Raw genomic sequence first — 25,576 nt, forward strand, 5'->3', positions numbered from 1 at the left:
ACTGCGGTTTTAATAGATACATGGTGGAATGTGAATTCAGTATGTTAAGATGACGGTTGACAGTGCACTCGTTTTAATAGATACATGGTGGAATGTGAATAACTTTTGCTTTGCATCCGCGAAATCCTGCGATGCGGTTTTAATAGATACATGGTGGAATGTGAATTATTGAATCAGAAAATCGTTTAAATATGTAAAATCAGTTTTAATAGATACATGGTGGAATGTGAATCAAATTCTGGAAATAAGTGTTTGAGTGTTGATATTAGTTTTAATAGATACATGGTGGAATGTGAATCAAACAACAGGGATTTCTGCTGACCCGACCGCGATTGTTTTAATAGATACATGGTGGAATGTGAATACTTTCCAGACTGTCCACAACATCAGTGTGTGACAAGTTTTAATAGATACATGGTGGAATGTGAATCAATCAACTTCTACAAACGAGTTTGTCAGCGTTGCGTTTTAATAGATACATGGTGGAATGTGAATAAAAATGGCATTTTTGAAGTTAATGGTGTTGATGTAGTTTTAATAGATACATGGTGGAATGTGAATAGAAAGGCAGAAGGAACTATTGACAAAGAAACACAGGTTTTAATAGATACATGGTGGAATGTGAATCAATATAACCCCTTGTCCCGCGTTATATGCCTCTTTGTTTTAATAGATACATGGTGGAATGTGAATAGGATTGAATTTGTAAAGAAGCTAGTTTGCGATGCCAGTTTTAATAGATACATGGTGGAATGTGAATTCGTTGCATGCGGTGCGTTATCGTGGTACGTTAAGTGTTTTAATAGATACATGGTGGAATGTGAATCTAATCTTGACGTATGGTATAAAACGATTATCAAAGTTTTAATAGATACATGGTGGAATGTGAATAATAAAGACAATTAAAAGAGATAGGCTGTCAACTGGTTTTAATAGATACATGGTGGAATGTGAATACGTCCTCACCGTATGTGTCGGGCAATACCGCTTTAGTTTTAATAGATACATGGTGGAATGTGAATATAGCTTCTATTAATTTAAACAATTCATAACGTGCGTTTTAATAGATACATGGTGGAATGTGAATGAATTATATATTAGTGCAGTATTTAAGCGTATTGTGTTTTAATAGATACATGGTGGAATGTGAATTTACAAAGATAGTTACATCCTGTTTGGGTTGCTCTAGTTTTAATAGATACATGGTGGAATGTGAATGAACAATTTTTATTATATTCAGTCAACAAAATATCGTTTTAATAGATACATGGTGGAATGTGAATTAAAAAAATTTGGTTCTTTTGTGTTCGATTCTGACGTTTTAATAGATACATGGTGGAATGTGAATAGATTTATAGTAGCGGGTGTATTTCCGGACGCGTTGCGTTTTAATAGATATATGGTGGAATGTGAATTGGAGATTATCTCGGATTCAAAGGATGGTTTTTAGGTTTTAATAGATACATGGTGGAATGTGAATTTTTTCTACCTCCTTAAAGTTTCACAGTGAAACTTGTTTTAATAGATACATGGTGGAATGTGAATGTGTTGAGGTGAGTGTATCAGATGCAATGCCTGCCGGTTTTAATAGATACATGGTGGAATGTGAATTCATATTGATAGATTTAACCTCACCGTTTATCTGCGTTTTAATAGATACATGGTGGAATGTGAATAGTAAAAGAAGCTTTTCTTTCTTTTGAAGCACTGGAGTTTTAATAGATACATGGTGGAATGTGAATTATTCGGTAGAATCTGTTTTAGCAGACGGAGAAGTGGTTTTAATAGATACATGGTGGAATGTGAATATTAGAACAGGGGGTTTATATAAAATGAACATAAACGTTTTAATAGATACATGGTGGAATGTGAATGGGCATGCATGAGCAGCTTGAGATATATCTGAAGTGTTTTAATAGATACATGGTGGAATGTGAATGGGATTTATCGGGGAAAAAGGCTGCATATATAGCGGTTTTAATAGATACATGGTGGAATGTGAATTAAATTGATTGCTAAACGTATCAAATCCGGTGAATCCGTTTTAATAGATACATGGTGGAATGTGAATACGAGCTGCCTTTTTATGATTATAAGATCAGCTCCAGTTTTAATAGATACATGGTGGAATGTGAATAAGGGTTCAGATCTGGACCAGTATGGTGATAATGAGTTTTAATAGATACATGGTGGAATGTGAATGTGAGTTCGTTAAAAAAACCGCTCGGAAACGGTAGTGTTTTAATAGATACATGGTGGAATGTGAATTCCGACATAACCGGATAGCACAACCTGTTCGTCCGGTTTTAATAGATACATGGTGGAATGTGAATGCTTTTCATCTGCTATATTGATTCGTCTGCCGTTGTCGTTTTAATAGATACATGGTGGAATGTGAATTTGTGCAGTCTATAGCTATCGGATGCAAGGCGCACGTTTTAATAGATACATGGTGGAATGTGAATTATGTCAGAATGCCCTCTGTAGGCTTTTCCGCAATCAGTTTTAATAGATACATGGTGGAATGTGAATGATGAAACCGGTGTTTTCATAACAGCACTTGGCGCTAGTTTTAATAGATACATGGTGGAATGTGAATAAAGTTCGGGCAAAAGTTTTTGAAGAGGGCAAAGCAGTTTTAATAGATACATGGTGGAATGTGAATTAAACTCTGACCGGTGCCGCCTGTACATTTCATACAGTTTTAATAGATACATGGTGGAATGTGAATGAAGAAAAGCTGTCAGATACTATCCTGGTCTATAGGTTTTAATAGATACATGGTGGAATGTGAATTTTGGAGCATGACGACGGATAAGGCGGTTATTGTTGTTTTAATAGATACATAGTGGAATGTGAATACTGCATTTTGTATAACTATTGCAGGTCTTATGCCAGTTTTAATAGATACGTAGTGGAATGTGAATTTATAGAGGACGAAATAGACCGGAGCCGGGATCTTTGTTTTAATAGATACGTAGTGGAATGTGAATTGGCGCAAGGATTGGTCGGCTGTATCGGATATGCCGGGTTTTAATAGACACATGGTGGAATGTGGATTATGGACATTTTACATAGTATTGAGCTTGAGTTACGTTTTAATAGATACATAGTGGAATGATAACAAAGAAAATATAATTAAAATAAAAGGGGGAAAATAAAATGAAACAAGGAGAACAGGAAGCGAAGGAGATTTTACAATTAAAAGGCTATATATTTGACAATCAATATTATGATGATAATTCAAGTAAGAGTATGCCTGATCTAAAATTTCAAGGAGGGAATTATTTAGAAGTAACACATACGCAACATAATAATAAAATAGCAAAATCTCCAACACAATTTGATAGATTATCTATTAGAGAGAAAACGGAGAAATTACAGGAAATAAGTGAAGCGCAAATGCGTTTTATTGCATTGGATTATGAAAGAAATATCGATGGTTCATTTACAGAAGAAGGAAAATGTCAATTCGATAAAGATAAACGACTTCTTGCGAAAAGTTTTAATTACAAAGATGGGCAACCCTCAGAATTTAAATCGGATATACCAGTGATAGAAGCTGATATAGATAATATTATTGCGGGAATAAAGAAAAAGGAAAAATTACATCCTAAAGGGGATACGGACTTGTTTATATTTGTTTTAGATGATGAATTTGATTGTATGGAACATCTGTTAAAAACAAAAGAAAGAAACGGTGTTACGGATTATTTTCTTAGGGTTATAGAGAAATCACCATTTGAAAAGGTGTTTATATGTGAATGGGATTTTGAGAAGCAGTGCTATATAAAGGAGAATCCCAGACTGATTTGCTATACAACCATAAAAGAACAAGAAGTAAGCTATATAGATATATGCAGTTATAAATTATATGAGAATTTAATAAGACCATATAGATACAAATACAGATGTAACACTGAGATCAAAAAGTAGTAGCACATGTACATACTCCCCCCACCACAGCCTTACTTACCACATCCCCTATATGCGATTCGGTTCCTGTGGCGGGGGAGAACTTTGTTCTGGTTCTTTTTATTACATGCTAGAATGTCTTCTGCAGAAATTCTGCATGCGATTTATAGTAGCGATAGTATTCGGTACCCTTTTCCTGACCATACTTGGTTACGAAGAGGTTGTGAATTTCCCGAAGGTTTGCTTTATGCGGGTATAGTTTTTTATAGAAATCATCAATGAGAGCAATACCGGCATTAGAGTAAACAATCGATAAGAATTTACGGTATTTTGTTTTCTTTTGCCAGTTGACCTTTGGTATCTCGTAGGATGAACTCTTTACTATACCATAGATATAACTTCCTTTTTCCTGACCGTAGATTGATATAAGTATGTTGTGGATGGCGGATAGATTACTTTTCCCGACACAGGAAAGTAATGTATCGACCTGTTCCTTATCATACAGCGGCGTAGATACAGCTTCTGGAATAGCAGCTTGTTTATCAATCTTAACAGGAACAGCAATTTTGACAGGGTTCGCAGCGGGAGTGGCTTCTACGATCACGTCCGGCTTTGGATTTTCTGCCTTTATTACTGAATCATCAATACTTTCCGGTACTGCAGTAAAAGCTGGAATTGCAGGAAGCATTGGCTTTTGTATAGATAGTTCATTTGCCAGTGTGTGGAAAATGGAGGGAGCCTTGCGGCATACATGGTATCCGCGTTCCGTCCAGAAATGTACCACGCTGTCAAAACCTTTATCTTTTGAAACAATGATGAGGTTGTCGTCCGGATTTTTAACGGTATACGAACCAAGGTAGGTTACAAGTTGAAAATCTAAGGCATTATCAGTCCCGTTTTCACAGAGGATGAACTCAGGTTCAAAAGGGGACTGTTTCAATGCGACAACATTTGCATAGGACATGTTAGGAGACTTGTCGGTGTAGAATACAAGGATACAGTCATCGTCATTCAGATAATCAAATAGTTGTATCCAGGAATCGCCGACGTTCTCACTATCTACAAAAAATATATTTCTCATGATCACCTCATTTAACCAGAACAAAATAAGTATAGCATATAATTATATCTAACTGAACAAGAAAATGTCGACATAAATGTCGGCAAAAAAACAACACCTCCACCCCATAGTAGTTTCATATGCAATACATTTCAGAAATTCTGTCTTGTATCATATAACCACCATGGAGCAGAGGTACTTTATATTATGCGGTTATTTAATGAATCGCTTCTGAATTCATAACAGTCTTAGCTGTACCGGCATAAGGGTAAGCCCAGAGAAAACTGCTAATTTTACCATAAGTAACATCCATATTCAGTTCATAGGACTGTACATTTTTGAGATTCTTAATCTTTACATCTTGTGTAGCACGAACCTTGAGCCAGAGTGTTTCATTTGCCTTAAGGGTCAGACTCTGGTTGCTTTTGTATTTCTTCCAGGTGCCATCACCTTTGCGATAGGAAATGATATCAACACCTGTTTCAATGGTTGAGCCGTTGCCCGGATCAATCGTCAGTACAGCATTGTCATATAATTTTAATGTGTCATTATAGGCTTTGCTGGTAATCTTATATACTGTTTCGTTATCAGCGCATTTTACACTGTTGTCAAATTTGAACGTATATTTACCGCTTCGGTTTGTTGCAGATATCTGTTCGTAGTCCGTAAATGCACTGTAATATTTCTTTTTGCCGACCTTAATATAAGTTCTGACCTTATAGCGGTATGTCTTGCCGGCTTTTACCGTCTTGTCTTTGTAGTTCAGACTTTCTACACTTTTCTTGACTGTTGCAATCTTCTTGTAGCCCACGATACCCATTTCTTTCCGGTAGATTTCATATCCGGTTGGAAGTACGCCGCCTGAACTGTATAATTTCAGCGTGATCGACTTTGTACTTCTTGGGGCTTCTGCAAACTGGTACTCGTCAAATGAACACACAGGGCCTGTATAGGCAGAGGCTGGGATACCGGTTTCGATAACTTTCTTTTTGTTTTTATAACCACGTATCATATAAGTATAACGTTTTTCCGGTTTCGCTTTTTTGTCGGTATAGCTTTTCTTCTTACCCGAAATGGTTGCGATCAGTTTGTATTTGCCTGCGTTCCAATCCTCATCCGCAACCGCCCGGTAGATCTTATATTGCGTAACTCCTTTTTGTGCTCCCCATGACAATTTCACCGAGGTGATCGAGGTAGCGGTAGCTGTTACGTCAAGATAGTCACTGGCTTTTACGACTGGCATGCTCGTAAACATGAGCTCTCCGATCATAATAAACATGAGTATGAGACTGATAATCTTTTTGTTCATAACCTTCAACTCCTTTCTTCGTCCGATATATACAGTTTATATTTGATGTATTTTTATATTCTGCTTGTGCCTTTGTCAACATACCTTATAAATGACACACTTCGTTTTCTATTCGATGCATATGTCTTTTTCGTAAATACTCCTGTGCCAACTCACCTTCGGCTGAGCGGAGCACTTAGTGAAGACGAGCGTTAGCGCGAAGTCTGAGGTTCGTGTAGCTAACTCTAATTTGCCAGCGTGCATCTCATAACGAAAGCCTCGTGTATGCCATATTACAAGGTATATTGCCATAGACACAAACAGAATATAAAAAATAAACGTTAATTCTATACCTGTATATCCGGCTCCATAACCCTAAATTCCAACATACCATTTTCTTGATATGCTTATATCAATTGTACCATAGGCCGGCTTATAACGCTACTACGAAAGCACAGTCAAAATGACGAAAAAACCAAGAAAATAGGCGACTTGCGGCTATATCTGGCAGATTATACATTCTATCAAAATCTCCCTTATAAATTCCATTGACGACCTGCGATAGATAATCCAAAGAAGTAAGCCGAAAGTATTAATAAATATTCCGTTGCATATCAGCCTGTCACCCTCTTCCCACTATAATAAGACGTAAAATGAGGATTTCGTTATGAGATGCACGCTGCTGGTAAATACGAGTGCCTGTTTGAGCCAAAGGCGAGTTGGCACAGGAGTATTTACGAATTAGACATATGCATTCTATAGAAAACGGAGCGAGTCATATATGCTATGCCTTGGTCGATACAAACCCCATAAGCAAGGTTACGCTATCACATCACCCCTCCATCAGCCGGATAAGCTCCTTTGCGGCATTCGACAGATAATGCCCGTTCATATAGCCGATGCCAAGTGCATAGCTGGCGCTTGGATAGTTAAGCTGGATCACATTGAGGTTGTCAGTCAGCTTCCGGTCAGACAGAAAATTGCCGGGATAAACCGTGCATCCATAGTGGTTGATACACAGATTATATAAGGTTTCCAGATTATTGGATTCCACACCAACCTTGACAGCCATTTTTTCAGACTGGAAGATGCTGTTCATGGCACTCCGGATCGTATTGCCGGTTTTATTGAGAAGAAAATTGCAAGGTTCCAGAACCTGGATCCTTCCGGTGCTGATCAGGATGCTCTTGACGTGACTGAAGTCCGGTTCGAAACAATTTTTTAGATATTCATCCGTAACCAGCAGGTACAGATGATCTTCCCCTAAGGTATAGTATGCAATATCATCAGCAAACGGAAGCTGTTCTAACATCAGGTCGATATCCCCCTTTACCAACATGTTCTGCAGCTCGATCGAATTATCTTCGATAACCTGGATGTTGATATCCGGGTAGTCGGTCTGGAACTTCGTTAAGATCGTTGGAAGCAGAAGCGCACCCCGGTTAAACCGCAGAAAATCCTCTGCGATATCCGATCCGTTATGGGTAAGGAGGATATTCTGGTATCTGATGTTGGAGCCCATAAGATGTGGATATCCAGACATTATAACTGCTATGAGCCAAATACCTGTCTGATCTCAAATGGTTTTGCAACGATGGGTATAGCGGTTCCCGGTTCAATCGCAGCGAAGATGTTATATCCGGAAAGAAAGGTACTTGCTGTTACAGGTGATGGTGGTTTCATGATGAATTGTCAGGAGATTGAAACAGCTGTTCGGATGAATGTTCCGATCGTCGTTCTAGTCATGCGGGATGATAGCTATGGTTTGATCAAATGGAAACAGGATGACCGGTTTGGCGATCACTGTTTTGTAGATTTTACAAATCCGGATTTTGTAAAAATGGCAGAGAGTATGCATGCAGTTGGACTTCGTGTAGATAAAACAGAAGATTTGAAGGATGTTTTGGAACAGGCATTTGCATCTGGTAAAGTCTGTATCATTGACTGCCCGGTTGACTATGCAGAGAATACAAAACTGACGGAACACTTAAAACAGATGATCGCAGAATTGGAATGATAAATGTATGAAATGCGCGAAGCACATCATGCAGCTATTTAGAAATAAAAATTCTCATAGTATCCTCTTACCATCTATGATAAAATAGAACCAGTATAAAAGGTACGGAATACAGTATAAAACAAGAGGGTGCACAGACTGGATGCACAGCAGATTGATACAGGGGTGATGCTATGAGAAGATATAGGAAACTGAAAATATTTGTGGCAGGGCTTGCCATGATCGCAGCGGCGGCAACGGGCGGCGGAACCGTATTTGCAGCGGGAACAACAACGGCAGAGATAACAACAACGGCAGAGATAACAACGAATAAAACGCACGATACTCTGTCAGAAACGGAAGAACAGACAGAGGAAGAAGCGGATACATCTACACAGGTTGAAGATCGACAAGAAGAAACAGATAAAGATGAGATCTTGGCTGCGGAGCCGGAAGAGGATACGTATGGCTGGGAAGAAATCCTGGGTGATGTAAATGCGGTCACGATGGGAAATGGAATATCCGCCTATAACCTTCGGGAAGACAGGACAGCAACGGACCGGTATTATGATCAGTTGGATGATGTGTCAAAAGAAATCTATAAGACCCTATATGATGCCTATAAAGATGGTTCTACAACGAGTACGATCACGTTGAATTATTCCAGCGTGTGGAAGGACCAGAAGATCACGATCACATCGGATAATAAGATGGTCATGCCGGATACCTTTCATCCACAGGTGCTGAGCTGGGAACGTGACATGCTGACTCCGGCATTTCTTGCTCTGATCTATGACCATCCGGAGCTTAGCTGGCTGTCGGGTGCAACCTATTATATGTCATACAAAATAAATGGAATTTCATATTATTCGTCTGAGCTGGATGAGAATAACAGTATGGTAAAGGATGTAACAGTCCCATGTATTACGACCTATATCAAAGAACCGTCGGTTGATGCTACAAAAGCGGAGATGGATACGATCGTGTCGGAAGCAACGGAATCGATCAATAAGAAGCTCGCGGGAAGTACATCCAGATATCAGACCATAAAAGAGATTCATGATTATATCTGTAACAGTACATCCTATGCAAAATCTAATACGACAAGCAGTGAATATCAATCGGCTTACAGTGCGTTTCGTGACACGAATGGTGATGGAACGGTGGAGACGGTCTGTGCAGGATATTCCAGAGGCTTTAAGCTGTTGTGCGATGCATATGGAATACCATGTGTGCTTGTGACCGGAGTGACAGATACCGGTGGAGCCCATATGTGGGATCTGGTTCAGATGGAGGACGGTATCTGGTATGGAGTAGATGCGACCTGGGATGACCAGACCGGCCGGACCTATTATGATTTTTTTTTGGTTGGATCTGCAACGAAGCCGGATCATTTTGCAAAGACCGATTTCGGAAGCTGTCATATAGCAGAAGGCGCCTGGGATGCAAATGGCGCATATGAATTCGTCTATCCGGAATTGAGTACAGACCTGTATCATGAAGATCAGGATGGAGATGGAATCTGTGATCTGTGTAATGCAATGTTAGATGGTATGAGCGCATCACTTGCCGGATATTCGCTCCGGCTGGAGGAGGAGACGGGAATCTGCTTTTATCTGCGGTTTACAAATACAGTTTTAAATGACAGCGGCGCATATATGGAATTTACGATGCCGGATGGAAGCACAACACGGCAGAAGGTGACGGATGCAGAGAAGCAGACAGTAAATGGAAAACAGTATTATGTATTTACCTGTTATGTGGCAGCAAAGGAGATGGCGGATGATATCCGGGCACAGGTATTTCTGTCCGATGGAACTGCCTGCGGAACAATATATCGGTATTCGGTTCAGGATTATGCGGGATATATGTTAGACCGGAGCAGTACCTATGCAGCAGAACTTCCGGTCGTGAGGGCAATGCTGAATTATGGAGCTGCCGCACAGAAATTGTTTGGTTATCATACCGGTGATCTGGCAAATGCAATTCTGCCGGAGACGGAACGTCAGATAGGAAGCATGGATCTGACTGCACTTGCATCCTATCAGTCCGTGCAGGCAGGAAATATGCCGGATGGAATTTCCTATTATGGAAGCTCTCTGGTGTTGCGTTCAGGAACACTGATCCGTCATTATTTTACAAAAGCAGGTGATGTGGAGCTGAGTGATATAACATTTACCTTAAATGGAAATGCAGTAACTCCGGTATCCGTCGGATCCAATATGTTTTATATAGAAATTCCTGCCGTGCATATTCAGAACATTACACAGATGAATACATTGGCAGCAGGAGAGAGTGGAGCGATAACATATGGTGTTTTAAGTTATGCGTATACGGTGTTGTCGGCTCAGACATATGGAAGCACACTGGAACAGGTTATGAAAGCTATGGTTATATATCAGCAGACAGCACAGACCTATCTTGCCAGATGACACATGCTTGTTCAGAATATAAACGAGGGCAAAGAACCGACAAAATAAAAAAGAATCAAAAAATAGAAATAAAGACGAATTAAAACAGGAGACAGTATACAAGCATGAGTTGTACACGGTCTCCTGTGTTTCTATCCGATAAAATCCGGATCATTATTTATTTTTTACGAGCCTGTACCATATATTCTTTGAAAGAGGCACGCAGGCTTCGCTCGATATTCGGAATAATATGTCCGTTTTCATTATTTTGCCATACCGCCTGCAGGAAGAATGAATTTCCGGTCAGGAAACGATTCTTTGTAAAGGCATCCGTCTGTTCCTGATCCTGAAAACGACATAATTCGATATCATCATGATATAGAATCTCGGCTGCGGTGTGGAACTGTCCGTCCGTACAGTACCATTTGTAGATACCGTGAAAAGTTGTACGGCAATACCATCCAAGGAAGGTAAAGCCTTTATAACGGAATGGATTCTTTGCCAGTTTTACAACTGCGTTGCCGTCATATTTCTCATTTGGACGAAATTCAATCGATTTTTCCCGGATCGATTTGTTCAATCCAAAAGTAAATAATCGACAGACAAGATTTTTATTCTTAGCAGAGGAAGCATAGATCAGGTTAAATGGTTCCTTCTTAAAATGCGTATCTGCCAGATTGTATTTCTTTTCAACAGAATGGATCGCATTCAGTATGAAATCACCGGAGGCTTTTCGTTTTTCCTCCAGAAGCTGACCAACTTTGCTATAATCGATCGGTTTTGCTGATTTTGTACTGTCATAGGTTTTTGTAAAACGGCGATCCTCTAAATCAAAGGTTTTTAAGATTGTATCAACCTTATCGCCATGTCTTGCACCAACATAAAACTGCTTTTCAAATAAGATCGAGAATGCACAGGCATGGAATGAATTTGTAAAGATGTATTCTGCCTGTTCTATATATCCAAGCCATTCATCCGGACCAACATTATAGATGACTTTGTAATCGCCTTCTTTTGGCAGATGGACATTGCTTTCATAGGAGGACAGAATGATAAGTTCCAGACCTTTTTCTTTTGCAAATGCCAGAGCCTTCTGGATGGAGTCAATCGCACGCTCCATTACAGCGTAGAGCAGGACATATTTGCGTTCCTGATTTCTGGGCGGGATCGCAATATCGTGCCAGAATTTTTTATCCTTTAAGAATACAGGATCCAGTACAACCGGAACATCTTTCCCCGTCAGTTCATGAATGTGTTCGGCAAAGCTTGACTCTCTCGCAGCAATTGCCTCGAATGGCGTTGTATATTCGATAAATTCTTTTTCCTGTTCTTTTGTCCAGCCGTTAAAGACACCACGACTGACAGCATATCCGATCTTCGGAGCGTTTTTCATAGGCTCGGCAGCCAGAAAAAATCCACGGTCAAAGCCTTTATCCGGATTGTACTGCCAGATAACATCCGTAGCACAGATGTAGCAGTCAAAATCCAGTTTCTGATCATCCAGATCGTCATGGTGATAGGTTTCTTTGGTGCGGATATAATGAGCATTGATAAAGTTCTCAAATTTCTGATACCGCTTTGGCCATATCGTGTACAACTTGGCAAATTTATTGATCGTAAGTATTTTCAGGTTATGCTTATGTGTCCAGACCTTTTGTTCATCTTTTGTAAGGCCTTCCGGCATTATTTCTGTCAGAGCTTTGTTGTAGCCATGTTGCAGATAAAAATGCAGAGGATAGACCGGATCGTATTCTTTGTTATTGTAGATAGGCATATAGTCAATGACTGTACTTTCGATGCCATGATCTGATAAAAATTGCTGGAAAGCATATGTGTGTAAAGGACACGCAAAATTAAGTGCTTTCGTATGTGTATTTATTGAAATAATCCCTATCTTCAAAACGATAGTTCCTCCCTGAACTTTACAAGTAATTTATAAACCTTAACAGGCCACATATAGTTTTATTTTATCTTATAATTATATATAAATCAAGCGTAAAAGACAGAATCAGACATTTGTCGTGGGAAATCGATCAGTTAATTCCTTTCATTGTAAGCTGGATCCGTTTCTTGGCAAGATCCACGCTCATAACCTTAACCGTTACGATGTCACCGACGCTGACGACATCCAATGGATGCTTGATGAATTTATCGGACATCTGGGAGATATGCACCAGACCATCCTGATGAACACCGATATCGACAAATGCACCAAAATCGATTACGTTGCGGACGGTTCCCTTTAAGATCATGCCTTCCTTCAGATCCTTCATTTCAAGGATATCACCACGCAGGATCGGCTGTGGCATTTCGCTTCTAGGATCTCTGGCTGGTTTTTCCAGTTCTTTTACAAGGTCGGTGACGGTTACTGTTCCGACACCCAGTTCTTTTGCGAGTGCTTTGATATCACCGGCTGCTTTTGTAATGCCCTTTAACTGACCGGATGCAAGATCATCCATGGAATAACCGAGATGCTGGATCAGTGTTTCAGTAACCTCATAGCTTTCCGGGTGGACAGAGGTTGCGTCCAGTGGATTTGTACCACCAGTGATCCTCATAAATCCTGCACACTGTTCAAATGCTTTCGGGCCAAGTTTAGCAACCTTTAACAGTTCTTTTCTGTTCTTAAAACGGCCGTTTGCTTCTCTGTATTCTACGATATTTTTTGCCAGGGTTTTGTTGATACCGGAAATATGTTCCATCAGAGGAGCGGAAGCGGTATTTAGATCGACACCGACCTGGTTTACGGAATCTTCTACAACAGCGTCTAATGCTTCTGTCAGCTTCTTTTGATTCATATCGTGCTGATACTGACCGACACCGATCGCTTTTGGATCGATCTTGACCAGCTCAGCAAGCGGATCCTGAAGTCTTCTTGCGATTGAAGCAGCACTACGCTGGCCTACATCAAAGTTCGGGAATTCTTCTGTTGCAAGTTTACTTGCAGAGTAGACGGATGCGCCGGCTTCGTTTACGATCACATATTGAATCTTTGTATCCAGCTCATGGATAAGATCTGCAATGATCGCTTCGGATTCACGGGAAGCAGTACCGTTTCCAACTGAGATAAGGGAAATATGATATTTCTTGATCAGATCTTTTAAGATCTTCTTGGATTCTTCCACTTTGTTCTGAGGGGCAGTTGGGTAAATAACCTTAGTGGCGAGCACCTTTCCGGTTGCATCAACGACTGCCAGCTTACATCCGGTACGGAAAGCAGGATCCCAGCCGAGAACCACATGACCATTGATCGGTGGCTGCATTAAAAGCTGCTTTAAGTTGCTGCCAAATACCTTGATCGCGCCATTTTCAGCAGCTTCTGTCAGACTGCTTCGGATATCACGTTCAATAGAAGGTGCGATCAGACGTTCATAACTGTCAGTTATAGTATTTTTTAAAATATCATTTGTATTCGGATTGTCGCGTACGATCACCTGACGGATCAGATAAGCGGTGATCTCATCAACCGGTGCGTCAATCTTAACAGAGAGAAATTTTTCCTTTTCTCCACGGTTGATCGCAAGTGTACGGTATCCGGTCATTTTGCGTACGGGTGTGCCGAAATCATAATACATTTCATATACGGATTCTGCTTCCGGATCCTTGGCAGTTGTCATTAAAATACCCTTGTCCATTGTAAGGCTTCGGATTTCTGTACGATATTCAGCGTTATCTGAAATAGATTCTGCAATAATGTCCATAGCTCCGGCGATGGCTTCTTCTGCAGAGTGGACTTCTTTTTCCTCGGATACATAAGCCAGTGCTTCCTCCGGAATCGACTTATTTGTCATCTGAAGGGAGATGATGTTGGCAAGTCCGGTAAGACCTTTGCTCTGTGCGATTGTCGCACGCGTTTTTCTCTTTGGTTTATAAGGACGATACAGATCTTCCACTGCAACGAGTGTTTCAGCAGCCAGAATTGACTTCTTTAGTTCATCGGTCAGCATGCCCTGTTCTTCGATCGAAGCGAGGACCTTTTCCTTCCGGTCTTCCAGTCCTCTGAGATAAGTGAGCCGTTCATCCAGAGTACGAAGCTGTTCATCGTTTAAAGAACCGGTAGCTTCCTTTCTGTATCTTGCAATAAAAGGGATCGTGCATCCCTCATCTATCAATTTAACGGCAGCAGCTACCTGCTCCTGCCGGCACATAAGTTCCTGACTGATTTTCAAAATAATATCCATAATCGTGAAACCTCTTTCTTAATTTGTATCATTCACCGTAACAGGCAATGCCATGTATATAATGTGTGTTCTGATGCGGATCTGGTGATACGAGAACAATCGAATATAGTGCAATGACATATATATTGTGCGTTCAAGTCCGCTTGTTGCAACCCGCACGGACAGGTTGGAACAATATATAGTTGAATATTACGGGAAAGCAGAATCTAGTATATGCGAAATTCCGGCAGGATTCAAGCTTGGAGACAGACAAATTATGGAAAAGTATAAGACAGAAAAACGAAGCAGATGAAAAAATGAAGTATCTATAAAATGACAGATTTGCTGGAAAGATATGGGCGGCTGTGTTATACTGAAATAGATACAAGGTGCGGGTGGACATGTCCGGTTATGTCATATTAAATACCAGTTAAGGTACAGAATGGAGCAGAACATGCAGGGTTTTACAAATACAGCAGACAGGAATGAAACAATTTCTTATATAGAAGAATGTGGCTGTCAGACAGAAGCAGCAGAAGCAGATTGCGTGAAGACTGCAATGGCATTTGCCAGACAATGTCATCAGGGGCAGACACGTCTTGGAAGAGATGGCAAAGTGCCGTATTATGATGAACATATTCTTGGCGTTTACCATATATTAAAGGACGAATGCCATGTAGAGGATGAAACTGTACTTGTAGTTGCGTTATTGCATGATACGGTAGAAGATACGGACTGTACATTTGAAGATATTGAAAAGATCTTTGGTACGGATATCAGGGATCATGTATATTTATTAAGTAAACTTGAAGGAGAGACCTTCTCTGACTATTCAAAACGTCTATTTGACCACGCCCCGGCACAGGTGGTCATGATCAAACTTGCAGACAGACTGCATAATCTAAGAACTATCCTTTTTGTATCCAATCGCAAATGGATCCAGAGAAAAGTAAATCAGACTTATACCGATATCCTTGACCGGTTAGAACAGGTAAAAGACAATCTGGGAGAGAACTATGCTTCCGAGATATCTATGTTAAAAGATAAAATTATCGAACAACTTGCTGTTGTTCAGGCAGAACTGGACAAGAAGCGGGAGACAATTCAATAATACCGATTTCTCTGTCCGTCGGATTTTCGAAATCGTACAGCTATTCGCCCTTCTTGCGCATATCTGTTTATCTGCCAAATAAATAAGCAGCGTTGTCTTTATACAGACACGTTGCTTATTTGCTTGGCAGATTTATTGTCATATGTTTTCAATCTGCCAGTCGATCGGTTCAACACCGTGCTCGGTCAGGAAGTTGTTCGTTTTGCTGAAAGGCTTGCTTCCCCAGAAACCACGATAGACAGATAACGGACTTGGATGCGGAGCTTTTAAGATCAGATGATTCGGATTGCTTAACATCGAAGCTTTTTTTTGTGCATACGATCCCCATAAGATGAATACGATCGGACGATCCTGGCGGTTTAAGATCTCCATACAGGCGTCTGTAAATTGTTCCCAGCCATGTCCCTGATGGGAATTTGCCTGATGCGCCCGGACGGTCAGAACAGCATTTAACATCAGGACACCCTGCTCTGCCCATTTGACAAGATAACCATTATTGGGTATATAGCAGCCAAGGTCATCGTGAAGCTCCTGATAGATATTAGCAAGAGAAGGCGGGATGTCGACACCCGGCTTTACGCTGAAGCTCAGACCATGCGCCTGCCCTACGTTGTGGTAAGGATCCTGACCGATGATAACACATTTGACCTTTGATAATGGTGTCAGATGGAACGCATTGAATATATCATCGGCAGGAGGAAAGATCTCTCTTGTGGCATATTCATGTCCGACAAAATTAAACAGTTCTTTATAATATTCTTTTTTATATTCGGGCTTCAGTTCCGGAGCCCAGTCATTTGAAATAGCTGGCATAATTCAGACTCCTTATCTATAGTGTATAGGATACGTTTTTCATTTCGAGACGACATTCTGCATTCTGAAAATAAAAAGAGTATCATATGTGTTCATTTTTAAAAATAGTGTAACATAAAGAATATTTAATGTAAATTTTAAGGTGTAATTTTACTCTGAAACATTGTCAGGTGAGAGACTTTGTGGTATCATCTTTTCAAATGAAATTTTTGCAGAAGGGGTGCTGAAAATGGAGAAAGCATATAAGACAATGAAAACTTCAGGCGCAATAAATATTGCATTAGGCGTAGTGGTTCTGGTGCTTGGACTTGCATCCGGTATATTGATGATCGCATCAGGCGGTTGTCTCTTGAAGAACAAACGTCATATTGTATGGTAGGAATGACAATCCTATGCACGCGGATACAGGAAGAACAGTTGCCGCGTGCATATTTTTTGCAGATCTTTTCATGACGGAGTTTTTCTGTAAAAATGGGGTTGACAGACAGCGAGACACTGTGTTAAAGTCGATACAGATAATACGATGAAGAGGAATAGTAGAATCTATGAAGCATTCAGAGAGTTGCCGGTTGGTGTGAGACAACAGTGGAACAGATTTGAACTCGCCTCAGAGTAGCCCGCTGAAAGGAAGTAGGATGGGATGGAACCTGACCATTATAGCAGGAGGATATAAGAGATTCTATCTGTATCTGTAACGAGAGCATACAACATGTATGAAATAGAGTGGTACCGCGTATAACTTACGTCTCTATAGGTGATGAGATGTAGGTTTTTTTATTGCCATATTTTATGTAATATATGAATCGGAGAACAAAAGCCGTTACAGGAGCTTATACAGAAAACAGAAACAGGAGGTTAAACATGAAGAATTTTGAGCATTACAAAAGAGGCTACTATATGCCGCCGGAAAAGTCTACAAAATGGGTAGAAAAGGAATACGTTGATAAGGCACCGATCTGGTGTAGTGTAGATTTAAGAGATGGAAATCAGGCACTGATCGTTCCGATGAATCTGGATGAGAAACTGGAGTTCTTCAAGGAACTTGTACGAATCGGTTTCAAAGAGATCGAGATCGGTTTCCCTGCAGCATCAGAAACAGAATATGAGTTCTGCCGTACCCTGATCGAGAAGGATATGATACCGGATGATGTAACCATTCAGGTACTGACACAGGCAAGACCACATATTATTAAGAAGACATTTGAAGCAATTGACGGCGCAAAGAATGCAATCGTTCACCTGTATAATTCAACATCTTATGCACAGAGAACACAGGTATTTAAGAAATCCCAAGAAGAGATTTTACAGCTTGCTGTCGATGGAGCAAAACTGTTGAATCAGATGGCAGAAGAACATGGAGTGAACTATCCATTTGAATATTCACCGGAGAGCTTTACCGGAACAGAGATCGATTATGCACTGGAAGTATGTAATGCAGTTATTAAAGAATGGAAGCCTACCCCGGATCGTAAGGTTATCATCAACCTTCCTGCAACCGTAGAGATGTCACTGCCACATGTATATGCAAGTCAGATCGAGTACATGAGCGAACATCTGATTGACAGAGAAAATGTTATCCTGTCCTTACATCCGCACAATGACCGTGGCTGTGGCGTAGCAGATGCGGAGCTTGGTATTCTTGCAGGTGCAGACAGAATCGAGGGAACTTTATTTGGAAATGGTGAAAGAACCGGTAATGTAGATATCATCACACTTGCGATGAACATGTTTACACATGGAGTAGATCCTGAACTGGATCTGTCCGACATTCCAAAGCTGACAGAATTATATGAGCGCGTGACAAATATGCATGTATACGAGCGTTCTCCATATACAGGTAAATTAGTCTTTGCAGCATTCTCAGGATCTCATCAGGATGCGATCGCAAAGGGTATGAAGTACAGAGAAGATCAGGGAGACGGCATGTGGACAGTACCATACCTGCCTCTGAATCCGGAAGACATCGGAAGAAAGTACGACGGAGATGTTATCCGTATCAACAGTCAGTCAGGAAAGGGTGGAATCGGTTATATTCTTCAGTCCAAGTATGGCTTTGATCTTCCGGCCAAATTCCGTGAAGACCTTGGATACACAGTTAAAGATGTATCCGATAAGGCACATAAAGAATTATCCGCTGCAGAAGTACTGGATATTTTCCAGCGTACATATGTCAATATCGAAGGTCCGGTTCAGATGTTAGAATGCCATTTTGTGCAGGGCGATGGAATCTCAACGGAGATCACGATCATGAAATATGGTGAGAAGAAAGTATATCATGGTAAAGGAAATGGACGTCTGGATGCTGTCAGCAATGCAATTAAAAAGCATTTTGACATTGACTTCAAGATCATCTGCTATGAGGAGCATGCATTACAGGTTGGCTCTAACTCACAGGCAGTCGCTTATGTAGGTCTGGAAGGAAAAGATGGAATAGTTACCTGGGGTGCAGGCATTAAGGATGATATTATTGATGCATCTGTATATGCCTTAATCTCAGCAATCAACAGAACAGGCGTGTTATAATAAATAAAAAGCCATTCAGCCGGTATAATAATAGTATCGGTTGGATGGCTTTTTAATTTTTTTGAAAAAAGACTATGAAGTCTGGCTCAGCTTTTTATAGCAGTAGCCGATAATATCTTTTCGGGTTACGATACCGATGAACTTGTTGTGGTCGTCGACTACCGGAACAAAGTTCTGTGCCATTGCACGGGCAATCAGATCTTCCATGTTTGAGTTGATTGATACGGAGGCATATTCGAATTTTTTCGGAATGTCGGACAGATGGATATCTTCAGATTCGGACAGATGGTTTAATCCGGCTTTCTTGCAGAACCAGAGAATATCACCCTCGGTGATTGTTCCGACATATTCGCCGTTACCCGACAGAATCGGGATTGCTGAATATCGATGGATCTCCATCTTTTCAAGAATCTGTCTTAAAGTAAATGTATTTTCTATAAATGCAACCTCGCTCTTGGGAGTCAGAAAAAATAAAATATTCATAGGTCAGGTTAAATCCTCCTTTATGTAAAATATATGCTGTTTAAAAGTCATATCTGCCGGTATTGTTTTTGTTGTTCCGGTAGTTGTTTTTTCTATTATAGAAGAAGTGGACACGGTTTGCAATTTACATTCTCTTAATTTTGTTTGAAAAAAGTGTGACAGATTACAGAGAAACCAGAGAAAAAACTTCTGGTTGTTTAATAAGGGGTTATTTGTTAAAATAAATATAGTGCAGGCTTGTGCGTGTACATTTACAGACAGGAGGAAAACTATGGCTGCGGATAACGTATATGATGAAGATCAGGAATACCTGATTGAAGCACGTGATACAATCTCCGAATTAGAAGATTTAAAAGATAAGCTGGAGGAGATCAAACTGCTCCAGAAGAAGAATAAACGGGCAATCGTCCGGGAAGAACGGGCGACCGGCGATGAGATCAGTGCCACGTTAAAGAAAAGAAAAGAACAGATCGCTGCAAGCTATGACAGACAGATCGATGTAAATAATTCCAAGATCCGTCAAGTGCAGACGAAGAAGGATAAAAAGAAAAGCCAGAGAATGGAAGATAGGATCAATAAGGAGACGGCAGATATCCGGGAGGAGAATCGTCAGCTGAATGCGACTATCAAGACCTTATTCAAAAAGAACCATGTTCCGCCGTTTTGTAATACGAAGATGTATTATTGTCTGTTTTCCCCAAAAGGCATGAGCGAATTTCTGGAGCTGTTTGTAATTCTTTTGGTTGCATGTGGAGGAATTCCTGCAGCAGTGATAGCGGTTTTGATGAATACAAAGTTTAAGACAGGAAGTCATACTGCAATGTGCGTGTTGATTGCAGCATTGATCATAATTGCTGAGTTTATTATTTATTTTATTGTATTTAACCTGACAAAGGTGAAACATAGGGATTTGATCCGGGAGGGAAGAAGAACCCGCGATAAGATCATAGCCAATGAGAAGGCTGTAAAAGCAATCAAGAATTCAATTGCAAAGGATAAGGATGAGAGTATTTACAGATTGGGTAAATATGATAAAAAGATTCAGGAATTAGAGGATGCAGGTGGAGTGATCAGTGATGAAAAACTGGATGCGCTTCGTACATTCGAGAAAGAAACCAAGCAGTTGATTACGGATGAGATTACCGGACGCAGAAAAGAGAAACTGGACCGGTTGAAATCCGAACGTGATACACTGGAAAATGATTTCGGTGATACGCAGAAGAAGATATCTGAATACGAGCTTATGATCACGAACAAATATGAAACATATCTCGGAAAGGATTTTTGTACAGAAGAGAAATTATCTGATCTGATCTCAATTATGGAAGAAGGATCAGCAAGTACAGTATCTGAGGCTATCAAAGTTTATAAGGGAGATGACAGATGATGATCGGCATAGATCAAAGCCTTTCCGATGTATTCTGCCATTTGTTTAACTGTATATAATCTGGTATTCTGGAGAAGATTTGCTCCGGTATGACCAGACAGATTCACAATTCCGGTAATGGACATATCGCCTATTGCCGGAAGTTTTTTATTTACGCCTTTTCCGGGAAAAAGGTGGGAGTTGGTGAGCGTGACCAGTCCCATGTCCTTTGACATGCCAAGAGAGGCATCGACAGCAATCACAAAAGGATTGTCAAAGTCCGCATAAATGTGTTCGATGGTATCCTTGATATTTAAAGCATGGACAGGGTATTGCAGCGTGCCTGCAACCTGATAGGTTGTGTTGTGAGCCAGGATATAATCACCGACCAGAGGACCAAGGGCATCTCCGGTTGCGCGGTCTGTGCCGATGCAGATAACGATGATATCCTTGGAAGCACCATCCATTTCATATATCATTTCTATGATCTTATCCCCAAGTGCTTTACAGGTATGGCTACGGCTGGGATCAAAATATTCAGTTTTTCGTTTCGTTTGTTTTTTGCTGATATTCATAAACACCTTCCAGAAAATGTATCTTACTATAAAGTATTACCAGGATTGATAAAGTTTACACAAAGCTGAAAAATAAAATGTCGAAATAATAAAAAAGAAAAAATATGGATTGCAGGATCTGTTGACAAAATTTGATAAGTACAGGCTATCTGGAATGCTATTATCAGAATTAATCTCAAAATAGAGAACTTTCGATAGAACGAAAGTAAATAAAAGAATGGGGAGTGTTATCATGATAGAGATTGTATATGACAAGGCGACAGCAGAAAAAAATGCAAAAAATGATGGTCACTACAGAATGCCAAAGAATATCAGACAGATAGGAAATGCCCCGGATAAAAAGAAGATATACATAGAAGATTATGTAATGACATTTCTTCGCAAGATTGCAGAGCCGGGAAATACAACCTCCCGCGGTGCGATCCTGCTTGGAGAATATTTTAAAGACGGGGATACAGAGACCTTGTTCATCAGTGGAGCGGTAGAAGCACAGAATCTGGAGTTTGATGTAGAACAGATTAAATTTGATGATCATATCTGGAGCAAGCTCTATGCGGATATCAATAAATATTTTGAAAATCTGTCAGTTGTGGGATGGTTTTTATCCAGGATGGGATTTTCAACAGAAATCAATGACAAGATTACCAGACTTCATCTGGAAAATTTTCGGGGAAGAGATAAGGTACTGTTTGTTATGGATTCTCTGGAATGTGATGATGCCTTTTATGTATGTGAGAAGAACCGGCTGATGCGGCAACGTGGATACTATATTTATTATGTCAGAAATGAAGCAATGCAGAGCTACATTATCAGCCGTAAGAATATGTCCTGTGAGGACAAGCAGAACGCAGCAGTACGGAAGGATGCGGAGCTTGTAAAGAATTTCCGCGCCATGCGCGGTGACACACCTGAAAAACCAAAGAAGAACCGCACCTATGTCCGGTATGCAGTAGCCTCTTTTGCAGCTTTATTTGTGCTATCCATGGGAGTTGTTGTATCCGGAAACTATGATAAAATGAAGAACATCGAATCTACGATCCGAAAAATGGAACTGGAAAATGGAGATTCCGGGGTACAGGTATTTTCAAACAGCAATACAGAACAGACAATATATACAAAAGATATAGACAGTACGACTGCCGGAACATCGGCTGTTACGGAAACGCAGACAGAGTCTGTCGGCACAGATAAGGCAGGAGTAACAGGATCAAATGGGGCACAGAACAAAACGCAGGTAGATCAACCGGATACAGAGAGTCTGATAACAACGGAACAGACAACTTCACAGGACAATACTCAGGAAAATACCCAGGAGACAATGGCAGAGGGAATTCTGCAGTATTATACGATTAAAGAAGGAGATACATTGATGAGTATTTCGATCAAGATGTACAAGTCTCCGGAATATGTGGATGCCCTGATGAATGCAAATGGAATTAAAGAAGGAGATACAATCTATCCGGGGGAAAAAATAGCTATTCCATCTGTAAACTAAAAATGATATACTGTCCACATGTGAAAAGAAAAACTCTTATTTAAAATTGCAGATAATATAGAGGTATAGTATGACAAAAGAAACAACTGAAGAACTGAATAAAAAAAGAAAACCTGCTTTTGGGAAACGTCGTTTTGAAAAACAGGACAGGACACAGGATACAGACAGCAACATAATAGAAGTAACACCAGGAATGTCAGGAAGATTAAAGCTGCTGATCCTTTTACTTGTGATATTAATTGCAGCGGTAACGATCGTATCCGTGCGCAGATACATCAGCACAAGAGAATATAGAGCATATGACGTGGTGACATCTACCGAGACATCCGGAGATAATATAGCCAATTATGTATTGTTCAGTGATAATGTCCTGAAGGTAACAAAAGATGGAGTATCCTATATTGATCAGAGTGGTAATACTGTCTGGGACTGCAGCTATTCCATGAAGATGCCGCAGGTAGTTGTAAATGGAGACTATGCTGCAGTTGCAGATCTGAATGGCAGAGATGTGTATGTATTTAATAAATCCGGTAAGGTCAGTAACCAGACACTGAACTATGATATTACCAATATCGACGTGGCAGCACAGGGCGTTTATGTAGTGATCCTGTCGGGAGAAAAAGAAAATTATATCAATGCTTACGATAAAGACAGCAAGAGTATATATGAGATGAAGACATCGATCGAGAACAGTGGGTATCCGTTGGATATTGCAATATCAGATGACGGAGCCAAGTTATTTACCAGTTATGTGAAGGTAGACGGGACTTCTGTGCCGGATTATCTTGCAGCCTATAATTTCGGATCTGTGGGACAGAATGAGAATGCGGATCGTCTGATGGGTGGCTTTACCTTTGATGACACCATATTTCCATACATAGATTTTGTAGACAATGACACAGTTGTCTGTTTTGGTGATAATAAGATCGTTGTATACGCCATGTCTGAAAAACCAAGTGAAAAAGCGGAGATCGATCTGGAGAACCGTGAGATGCTTGGTGTATTTGCAAATACAAAATATCTGGGTTATATCACGGCAGATAACGAAGATAGTGACAACAGATACCATATCTATATCTATGATATGAGTGGTAAGCTGACAGCAGAAACGGATTATAACAATTCATTTTCCAATATATATGCAACAGATGATGAACTTATCATTTCGGGGGAATTCGACTGCAGTATTTATTATCTGAATGGAGCAAGAAAGTTTGCAACGACCTTTAATAAGAATCTGATCAATATTGTGCCATCCAAAAATAAGCTGGAGTATATTGCGATATTTGAAAATGAAACCCAGGTGATCAAATTAAAGTTAAAGAACGAAAAGGAGAAAAAATGAATCTGTTAGTTCTCGGAATTCTGGCATTTATTTTGCTACTGGTATTTCGTGGATATAGAAAAGGCTTTTTTAAAAGTGCTGCCAGCGCGATAGGAATTGTGCTGGCAGTTCTTCTTACTGCTATATTATATCCTGGCGTGAATAAACTGTTGTGTCAGTATACCGTTCTGGATGATGTCATAGAACAGAAAATCATAGAAAAATTTGAACTGCCGGAAGAAACAAAGACGGCAACAAGAAATGAAGAGATTGATACGATAGAAAATCTGGACCTTCCGGATAATGTGAAAGGCTGGCTGATTGCAAACTGCAACGGAGAAACGTTCCTGGAGAGTGGGGTGGATAATGTATGCAGTTATATTGCAAAGTCTTTAACAGCGATGGTAATGCGAGGAATTTCCTATGTGCTTACACTCCTGGTGCTGTTGCTTCTTCTTCATATATTGATTATGGTGCTTGATGTTGCAAACTATATACCAATCGTAAAAAGCATTAACAAAGCCGGAGGTGCAATATTTGGTGCCGGACAGGGAATCTTAATTGTCTGGATCTTTATGGGGATTGTGACGCTGTTGTCAACATTTAGCTGGGCATATCAGGTCATACAGATGATCGATGAAAGTCCGCTTTTGGCATGGCTTTACAAAAAAGACATTTTTTTGAAAATAATAGTTGACATCTTGGAAAAGATTTAGTATAGTATCACTTGCTGGTCGCGAGAACAGCTTGAGCAACAAAAAAAGATTGAAAATAATCAAAAAAATTGTTGACAAACATTAACGATATGTGTTAATATATCGGAGTTGCTGTTCGAGACAGTAACAAACAACGACAAATGATTTCATGATGGTTCTCATCTGGAAAGCATGCAGAACATCAAAAAAGAAATTAAAAAAGTTGTTGACAAAGAACACTGAATGTGATAACATATAGAAGTTGTCGCTGATGAGTTCGACAACAAAGAACCTTGAAAAATTAACAACATGACAACCCTGAAATTCCAAATAAAGAATTTCAAAAAGAACGTAACAGACG

General features: G+C 40.1%; 17 protein-coding genes, 1 pseudogene, 1 CRISPR repeat array and 1 other annotated feature (1 of these 20 running past the window's edge). Of the genes and pseudogenes, 10 read left to right on the forward strand and 8 right to left on the reverse strand.

What is annotated here, in order from left to right; all coding sequences use genetic code 11:
• Window positions 1-3,125: a CRISPR direct-repeat array (repeat unit 30 nt; unit sequence GTTTTAATAGATACATGGTGGAATGTGAAT); it begins 401 nt to the left of the window's first position.
• A gap of 37 nt (window positions 3,126-3,162) precedes the next feature.
• A complete protein-coding gene (locus DW959_RS11000; RefSeq protein ID WP_117808675.1) occupies window positions 3,163-3,936 on the forward strand; it encodes a hypothetical protein in 774 nt (257 codons plus the stop codon).
• A 109-nt stretch (window positions 3,937-4,045) separates the two neighbouring features.
• Here the strand turns inward: DW959_RS11000 and DW959_RS11005 are convergent, their stop codons facing one another.
• From DW959_RS11005 to DW959_RS11015, 3 genes are all read right to left on the reverse strand, one after another.
• Window positions 4,046-4,996, reverse strand: coding sequence for a PIN domain-containing protein (locus DW959_RS11005; RefSeq protein ID WP_118616173.1), 951 nt, complete (start codon window positions 4,994-4,996; stop codon window positions 4,046-4,048).
• A 196-nt stretch (window positions 4,997-5,192) separates the two neighbouring features.
• Window positions 5,193-6,284 (reverse strand): fibronectin type III domain-containing protein, encoded by a 1,092-nt coding sequence (locus DW959_RS11010; protein WP_118616175.1) that lies wholly within the window; start codon window positions 6,282-6,284, stop codon window positions 5,193-5,195.
• Window positions 6,285-7,095: 811 nt separating this feature from the next.
• The gene (locus tag DW959_RS11015; RefSeq protein WP_118616177.1) at window positions 7,096-7,806 is read right to left on the reverse strand and encodes a LysR family transcriptional regulator substrate-binding protein; all 711 of its coding nucleotides are present in this window, start codon (window positions 7,804-7,806) and stop codon (window positions 7,096-7,098) included.
• Between DW959_RS11015 and DW959_RS11020 the strand changes: the two are divergent.
• Both DW959_RS11020 and DW959_RS11025 read left to right on the forward strand, forming a co-directional pair.
• A pseudogene (locus DW959_RS11020) lies at window positions 7,702-8,280 on the forward strand (thiamine pyrophosphate-dependent enzyme); the annotation flags it as partial. The gene DW959_RS11015 and the pseudogene DW959_RS11020 sit on opposite strands and share 105 nt — an antisense overlap.
• A 173-nt stretch (window positions 8,281-8,453) precedes the next feature.
• Window positions 8,454-10,691, forward strand: a complete 2,238-nt coding sequence (locus DW959_RS11025) for a transglutaminase domain-containing protein (protein WP_118616181.1) — start codon at window positions 8,454-8,456, stop codon at window positions 10,689-10,691.
• A 157-nt stretch (window positions 10,692-10,848) separates the two neighbouring features.
• On the opposite strand, the gene DW959_RS11030 is transcribed toward DW959_RS11025, so the two are convergent.
• Window positions 10,849-12,570 carry a polysaccharide pyruvyl transferase family protein gene (locus DW959_RS11030; protein ID WP_182430082.1) on the reverse strand — a complete coding sequence of 574 codons (1,722 nt, stop codon included), beginning with the start codon at window positions 12,568-12,570 and terminating at the stop codon, window positions 10,849-10,851.
• A gap of 133 nt (window positions 12,571-12,703) precedes the next feature.
• Window positions 12,704-14,851, reverse strand: a complete 2,148-nt coding sequence (locus DW959_RS11035) for a Tex family protein (RefSeq protein WP_118616185.1) — start codon at window positions 14,849-14,851, stop codon at window positions 12,704-12,706.
• Between the two features lie 433 nt (window positions 14,852-15,284).
• Between DW959_RS11035 and DW959_RS11040 the strand changes: the two genes are divergently transcribed.
• A complete protein-coding gene (locus tag DW959_RS11040) occupies window positions 15,285-15,941 on the forward strand; it encodes an HD domain-containing protein (protein WP_021943375.1) in 657 nt (218 codons plus the stop codon).
• 138 nt (window positions 15,942-16,079) lie between these two features.
• Here DW959_RS11040 and DW959_RS11045 read toward each other — a convergent pair whose 3' ends face one another.
• Window positions 16,080-16,754, reverse strand: a complete 675-nt coding sequence (locus tag DW959_RS11045; RefSeq protein WP_118616187.1) for a uracil-DNA glycosylase — start codon at window positions 16,752-16,754, stop codon at window positions 16,080-16,082.
• 229 nt (window positions 16,755-16,983) lie between these two features.
• Here DW959_RS11045 and DW959_RS14225 point away from each other — a divergent pair, with 229 nt between their 5' ends.
• Both DW959_RS14225 and DW959_RS11050 read left to right on the forward strand, forming a co-directional pair.
• Window positions 16,984-17,133, forward strand: coding sequence for a hypothetical protein (locus DW959_RS14225; protein ID WP_021943377.1), 150 nt, complete (start codon window positions 16,984-16,986; stop codon window positions 17,131-17,133).
• A gap of 135 nt (window positions 17,134-17,268) precedes the next feature.
• Window positions 17,269-17,507, forward strand: a binding site (T-box leader).
• Window positions 17,508-17,615: 108 nt separating this feature from the next.
• Window positions 17,616-19,277, forward strand: coding sequence for a 2-isopropylmalate synthase (locus tag DW959_RS11050; RefSeq protein WP_117808667.1), 1,662 nt, complete (start codon window positions 17,616-17,618; stop codon window positions 19,275-19,277).
• 72 nt (window positions 19,278-19,349) lie between these two features.
• On the opposite strand, the gene DW959_RS11055 is transcribed toward DW959_RS11050, so the two are convergent.
• Entirely contained in the window at window positions 19,350-19,760 is a 411-nt protein-coding gene (locus DW959_RS11055; RefSeq protein WP_117808666.1) for a CBS domain-containing protein, read from the reverse strand.
• 271 nt (window positions 19,761-20,031) lie between these two features.
• Between DW959_RS11055 and DW959_RS11060 the strand changes: the two genes are divergently transcribed.
• The gene (locus DW959_RS11060; protein ID WP_117822879.1) at window positions 20,032-21,147 is read left to right on the forward strand and encodes a hypothetical protein; all 1,116 of its coding nucleotides are present in this window, start codon (window positions 20,032-20,034) and stop codon (window positions 21,145-21,147) included.
• On the opposite strand, the gene yyaC is transcribed toward DW959_RS11060, so the two are convergent.
• Window positions 21,126-21,701 carry a spore protease YyaC gene (gene yyaC, locus DW959_RS11065; RefSeq protein ID WP_021943380.1) on the reverse strand — a complete coding sequence of 192 codons (576 nt, stop codon included), beginning with the start codon at window positions 21,699-21,701 and terminating at the stop codon, window positions 21,126-21,128. The genes DW959_RS11060 and yyaC overlap by 22 nt on opposite strands.
• A 232-nt stretch (window positions 21,702-21,933) precedes the next feature.
• Here yyaC and DW959_RS11070 point away from each other — a divergent pair, with 232 nt between their 5' ends.
• The 3 genes from DW959_RS11070 to DW959_RS11080 all read left to right on the forward strand — a co-directional run bounded on the left by DW959_RS11070 (window position 21,934) and on the right by DW959_RS11080 (window position 25,236).
• Window positions 21,934-23,196: a LysM peptidoglycan-binding domain-containing protein gene (locus tag DW959_RS11070; protein WP_173784138.1), complete on the forward strand. Its 1,263-nt coding sequence runs from the start codon at window positions 21,934-21,936 to the stop codon at window positions 23,194-23,196.
• 70 nt (window positions 23,197-23,266) lie between these two features.
• Entirely contained in the window at window positions 23,267-24,541 is a 1,275-nt protein-coding gene (locus tag DW959_RS11075) for a DUF5711 family protein (protein WP_118616189.1), read from the forward strand.
• Entirely contained in the window at window positions 24,538-25,236 is a 699-nt protein-coding gene (locus DW959_RS11080) for a CvpA family protein (protein ID WP_117808663.1), read from the forward strand. Before DW959_RS11075 ends, DW959_RS11080 begins: the two co-directional genes overlap by 4 nt.
• The last annotated feature ends 340 nt before the right edge of the window (window positions 25,237-25,576 follow it).

This window comes from Clostridium sp. AM46-21, from assembly GCF_003480025.1.
In the GTDB taxonomy this organism is placed as follows: Bacteria; Bacillota; Clostridia; order Lachnospirales; family Lachnospiraceae; genus Coprococcus; species Coprococcus ammoniilyticus.

Excerpts from the sequence above, each read along its gene's own strand:
- DW959_RS11000 (WP_117808675.1), top strand. The coding sequence starts at position 3,163 with ATGAAACAAGGAGAACAGGAAGCGAAGGAGATTTTACAATTAAAAGGC.
- DW959_RS11005 (WP_118616173.1), bottom strand. The coding sequence starts at position 4,996 with ATGAGAAATATATTTTTTGTAGATAGTGAGAACGTCGGCGATTCCTGG.
- DW959_RS11010 (WP_118616175.1), bottom strand. The coding sequence starts at position 6,284 with ATGAACAAAAAGATTATCAGTCTCATACTCATGTTTATTATGATCGGA.
- DW959_RS11015 (WP_118616177.1), bottom strand. The coding sequence starts at position 7,806 with ATGTCTGGATATCCACATCTTATGGGCTCCAACATCAGATACCAGAAT.
- DW959_RS11025 (WP_118616181.1), top strand. The coding sequence starts at position 8,454 with ATGAGAAGATATAGGAAACTGAAAATATTTGTGGCAGGGCTTGCCATG.
- DW959_RS11035 (WP_118616185.1), bottom strand. The coding sequence starts at position 14,851 with ATGGATATTATTTTGAAAATCAGTCAGGAACTTATGTGCCGGCAGGAG.
- DW959_RS11040 (WP_021943375.1), top strand. The coding sequence starts at position 15,285 with ATGCAGGGTTTTACAAATACAGCAGACAGGAATGAAACAATTTCTTAT.
- DW959_RS11045 (WP_118616187.1), bottom strand. The coding sequence starts at position 16,754 with ATGCCAGCTATTTCAAATGACTGGGCTCCGGAACTGAAGCCCGAATAT.
- DW959_RS14225 (WP_021943377.1), top strand. The coding sequence starts at position 16,984 with ATGGAGAAAGCATATAAGACAATGAAAACTTCAGGCGCAATAAATATT.
- DW959_RS11050 (WP_117808667.1), top strand. The coding sequence starts at position 17,616 with ATGAAGAATTTTGAGCATTACAAAAGAGGCTACTATATGCCGCCGGAA.
- DW959_RS11055 (WP_117808666.1), bottom strand. The coding sequence starts at position 19,760 with ATGAATATTTTATTTTTTCTGACTCCCAAGAGCGAGGTTGCATTTATA.
- DW959_RS11060 (WP_117822879.1), top strand. The coding sequence starts at position 20,032 with ATGGCTGCGGATAACGTATATGATGAAGATCAGGAATACCTGATTGAA.
- yyaC (WP_021943380.1), bottom strand. The coding sequence starts at position 21,701 with ATGAATATCAGCAAAAAACAAACGAAACGAAAAACTGAATATTTTGAT.
- DW959_RS11070 (WP_173784138.1), top strand. The coding sequence starts at position 21,934 with ATGATAGAGATTGTATATGACAAGGCGACAGCAGAAAAAAATGCAAAA.
- DW959_RS11075 (WP_118616189.1), top strand. The coding sequence starts at position 23,267 with ATGACAAAAGAAACAACTGAAGAACTGAATAAAAAAAGAAAACCTGCT.
- DW959_RS11080 (WP_117808663.1), top strand. The coding sequence starts at position 24,538 with ATGAATCTGTTAGTTCTCGGAATTCTGGCATTTATTTTGCTACTGGTA.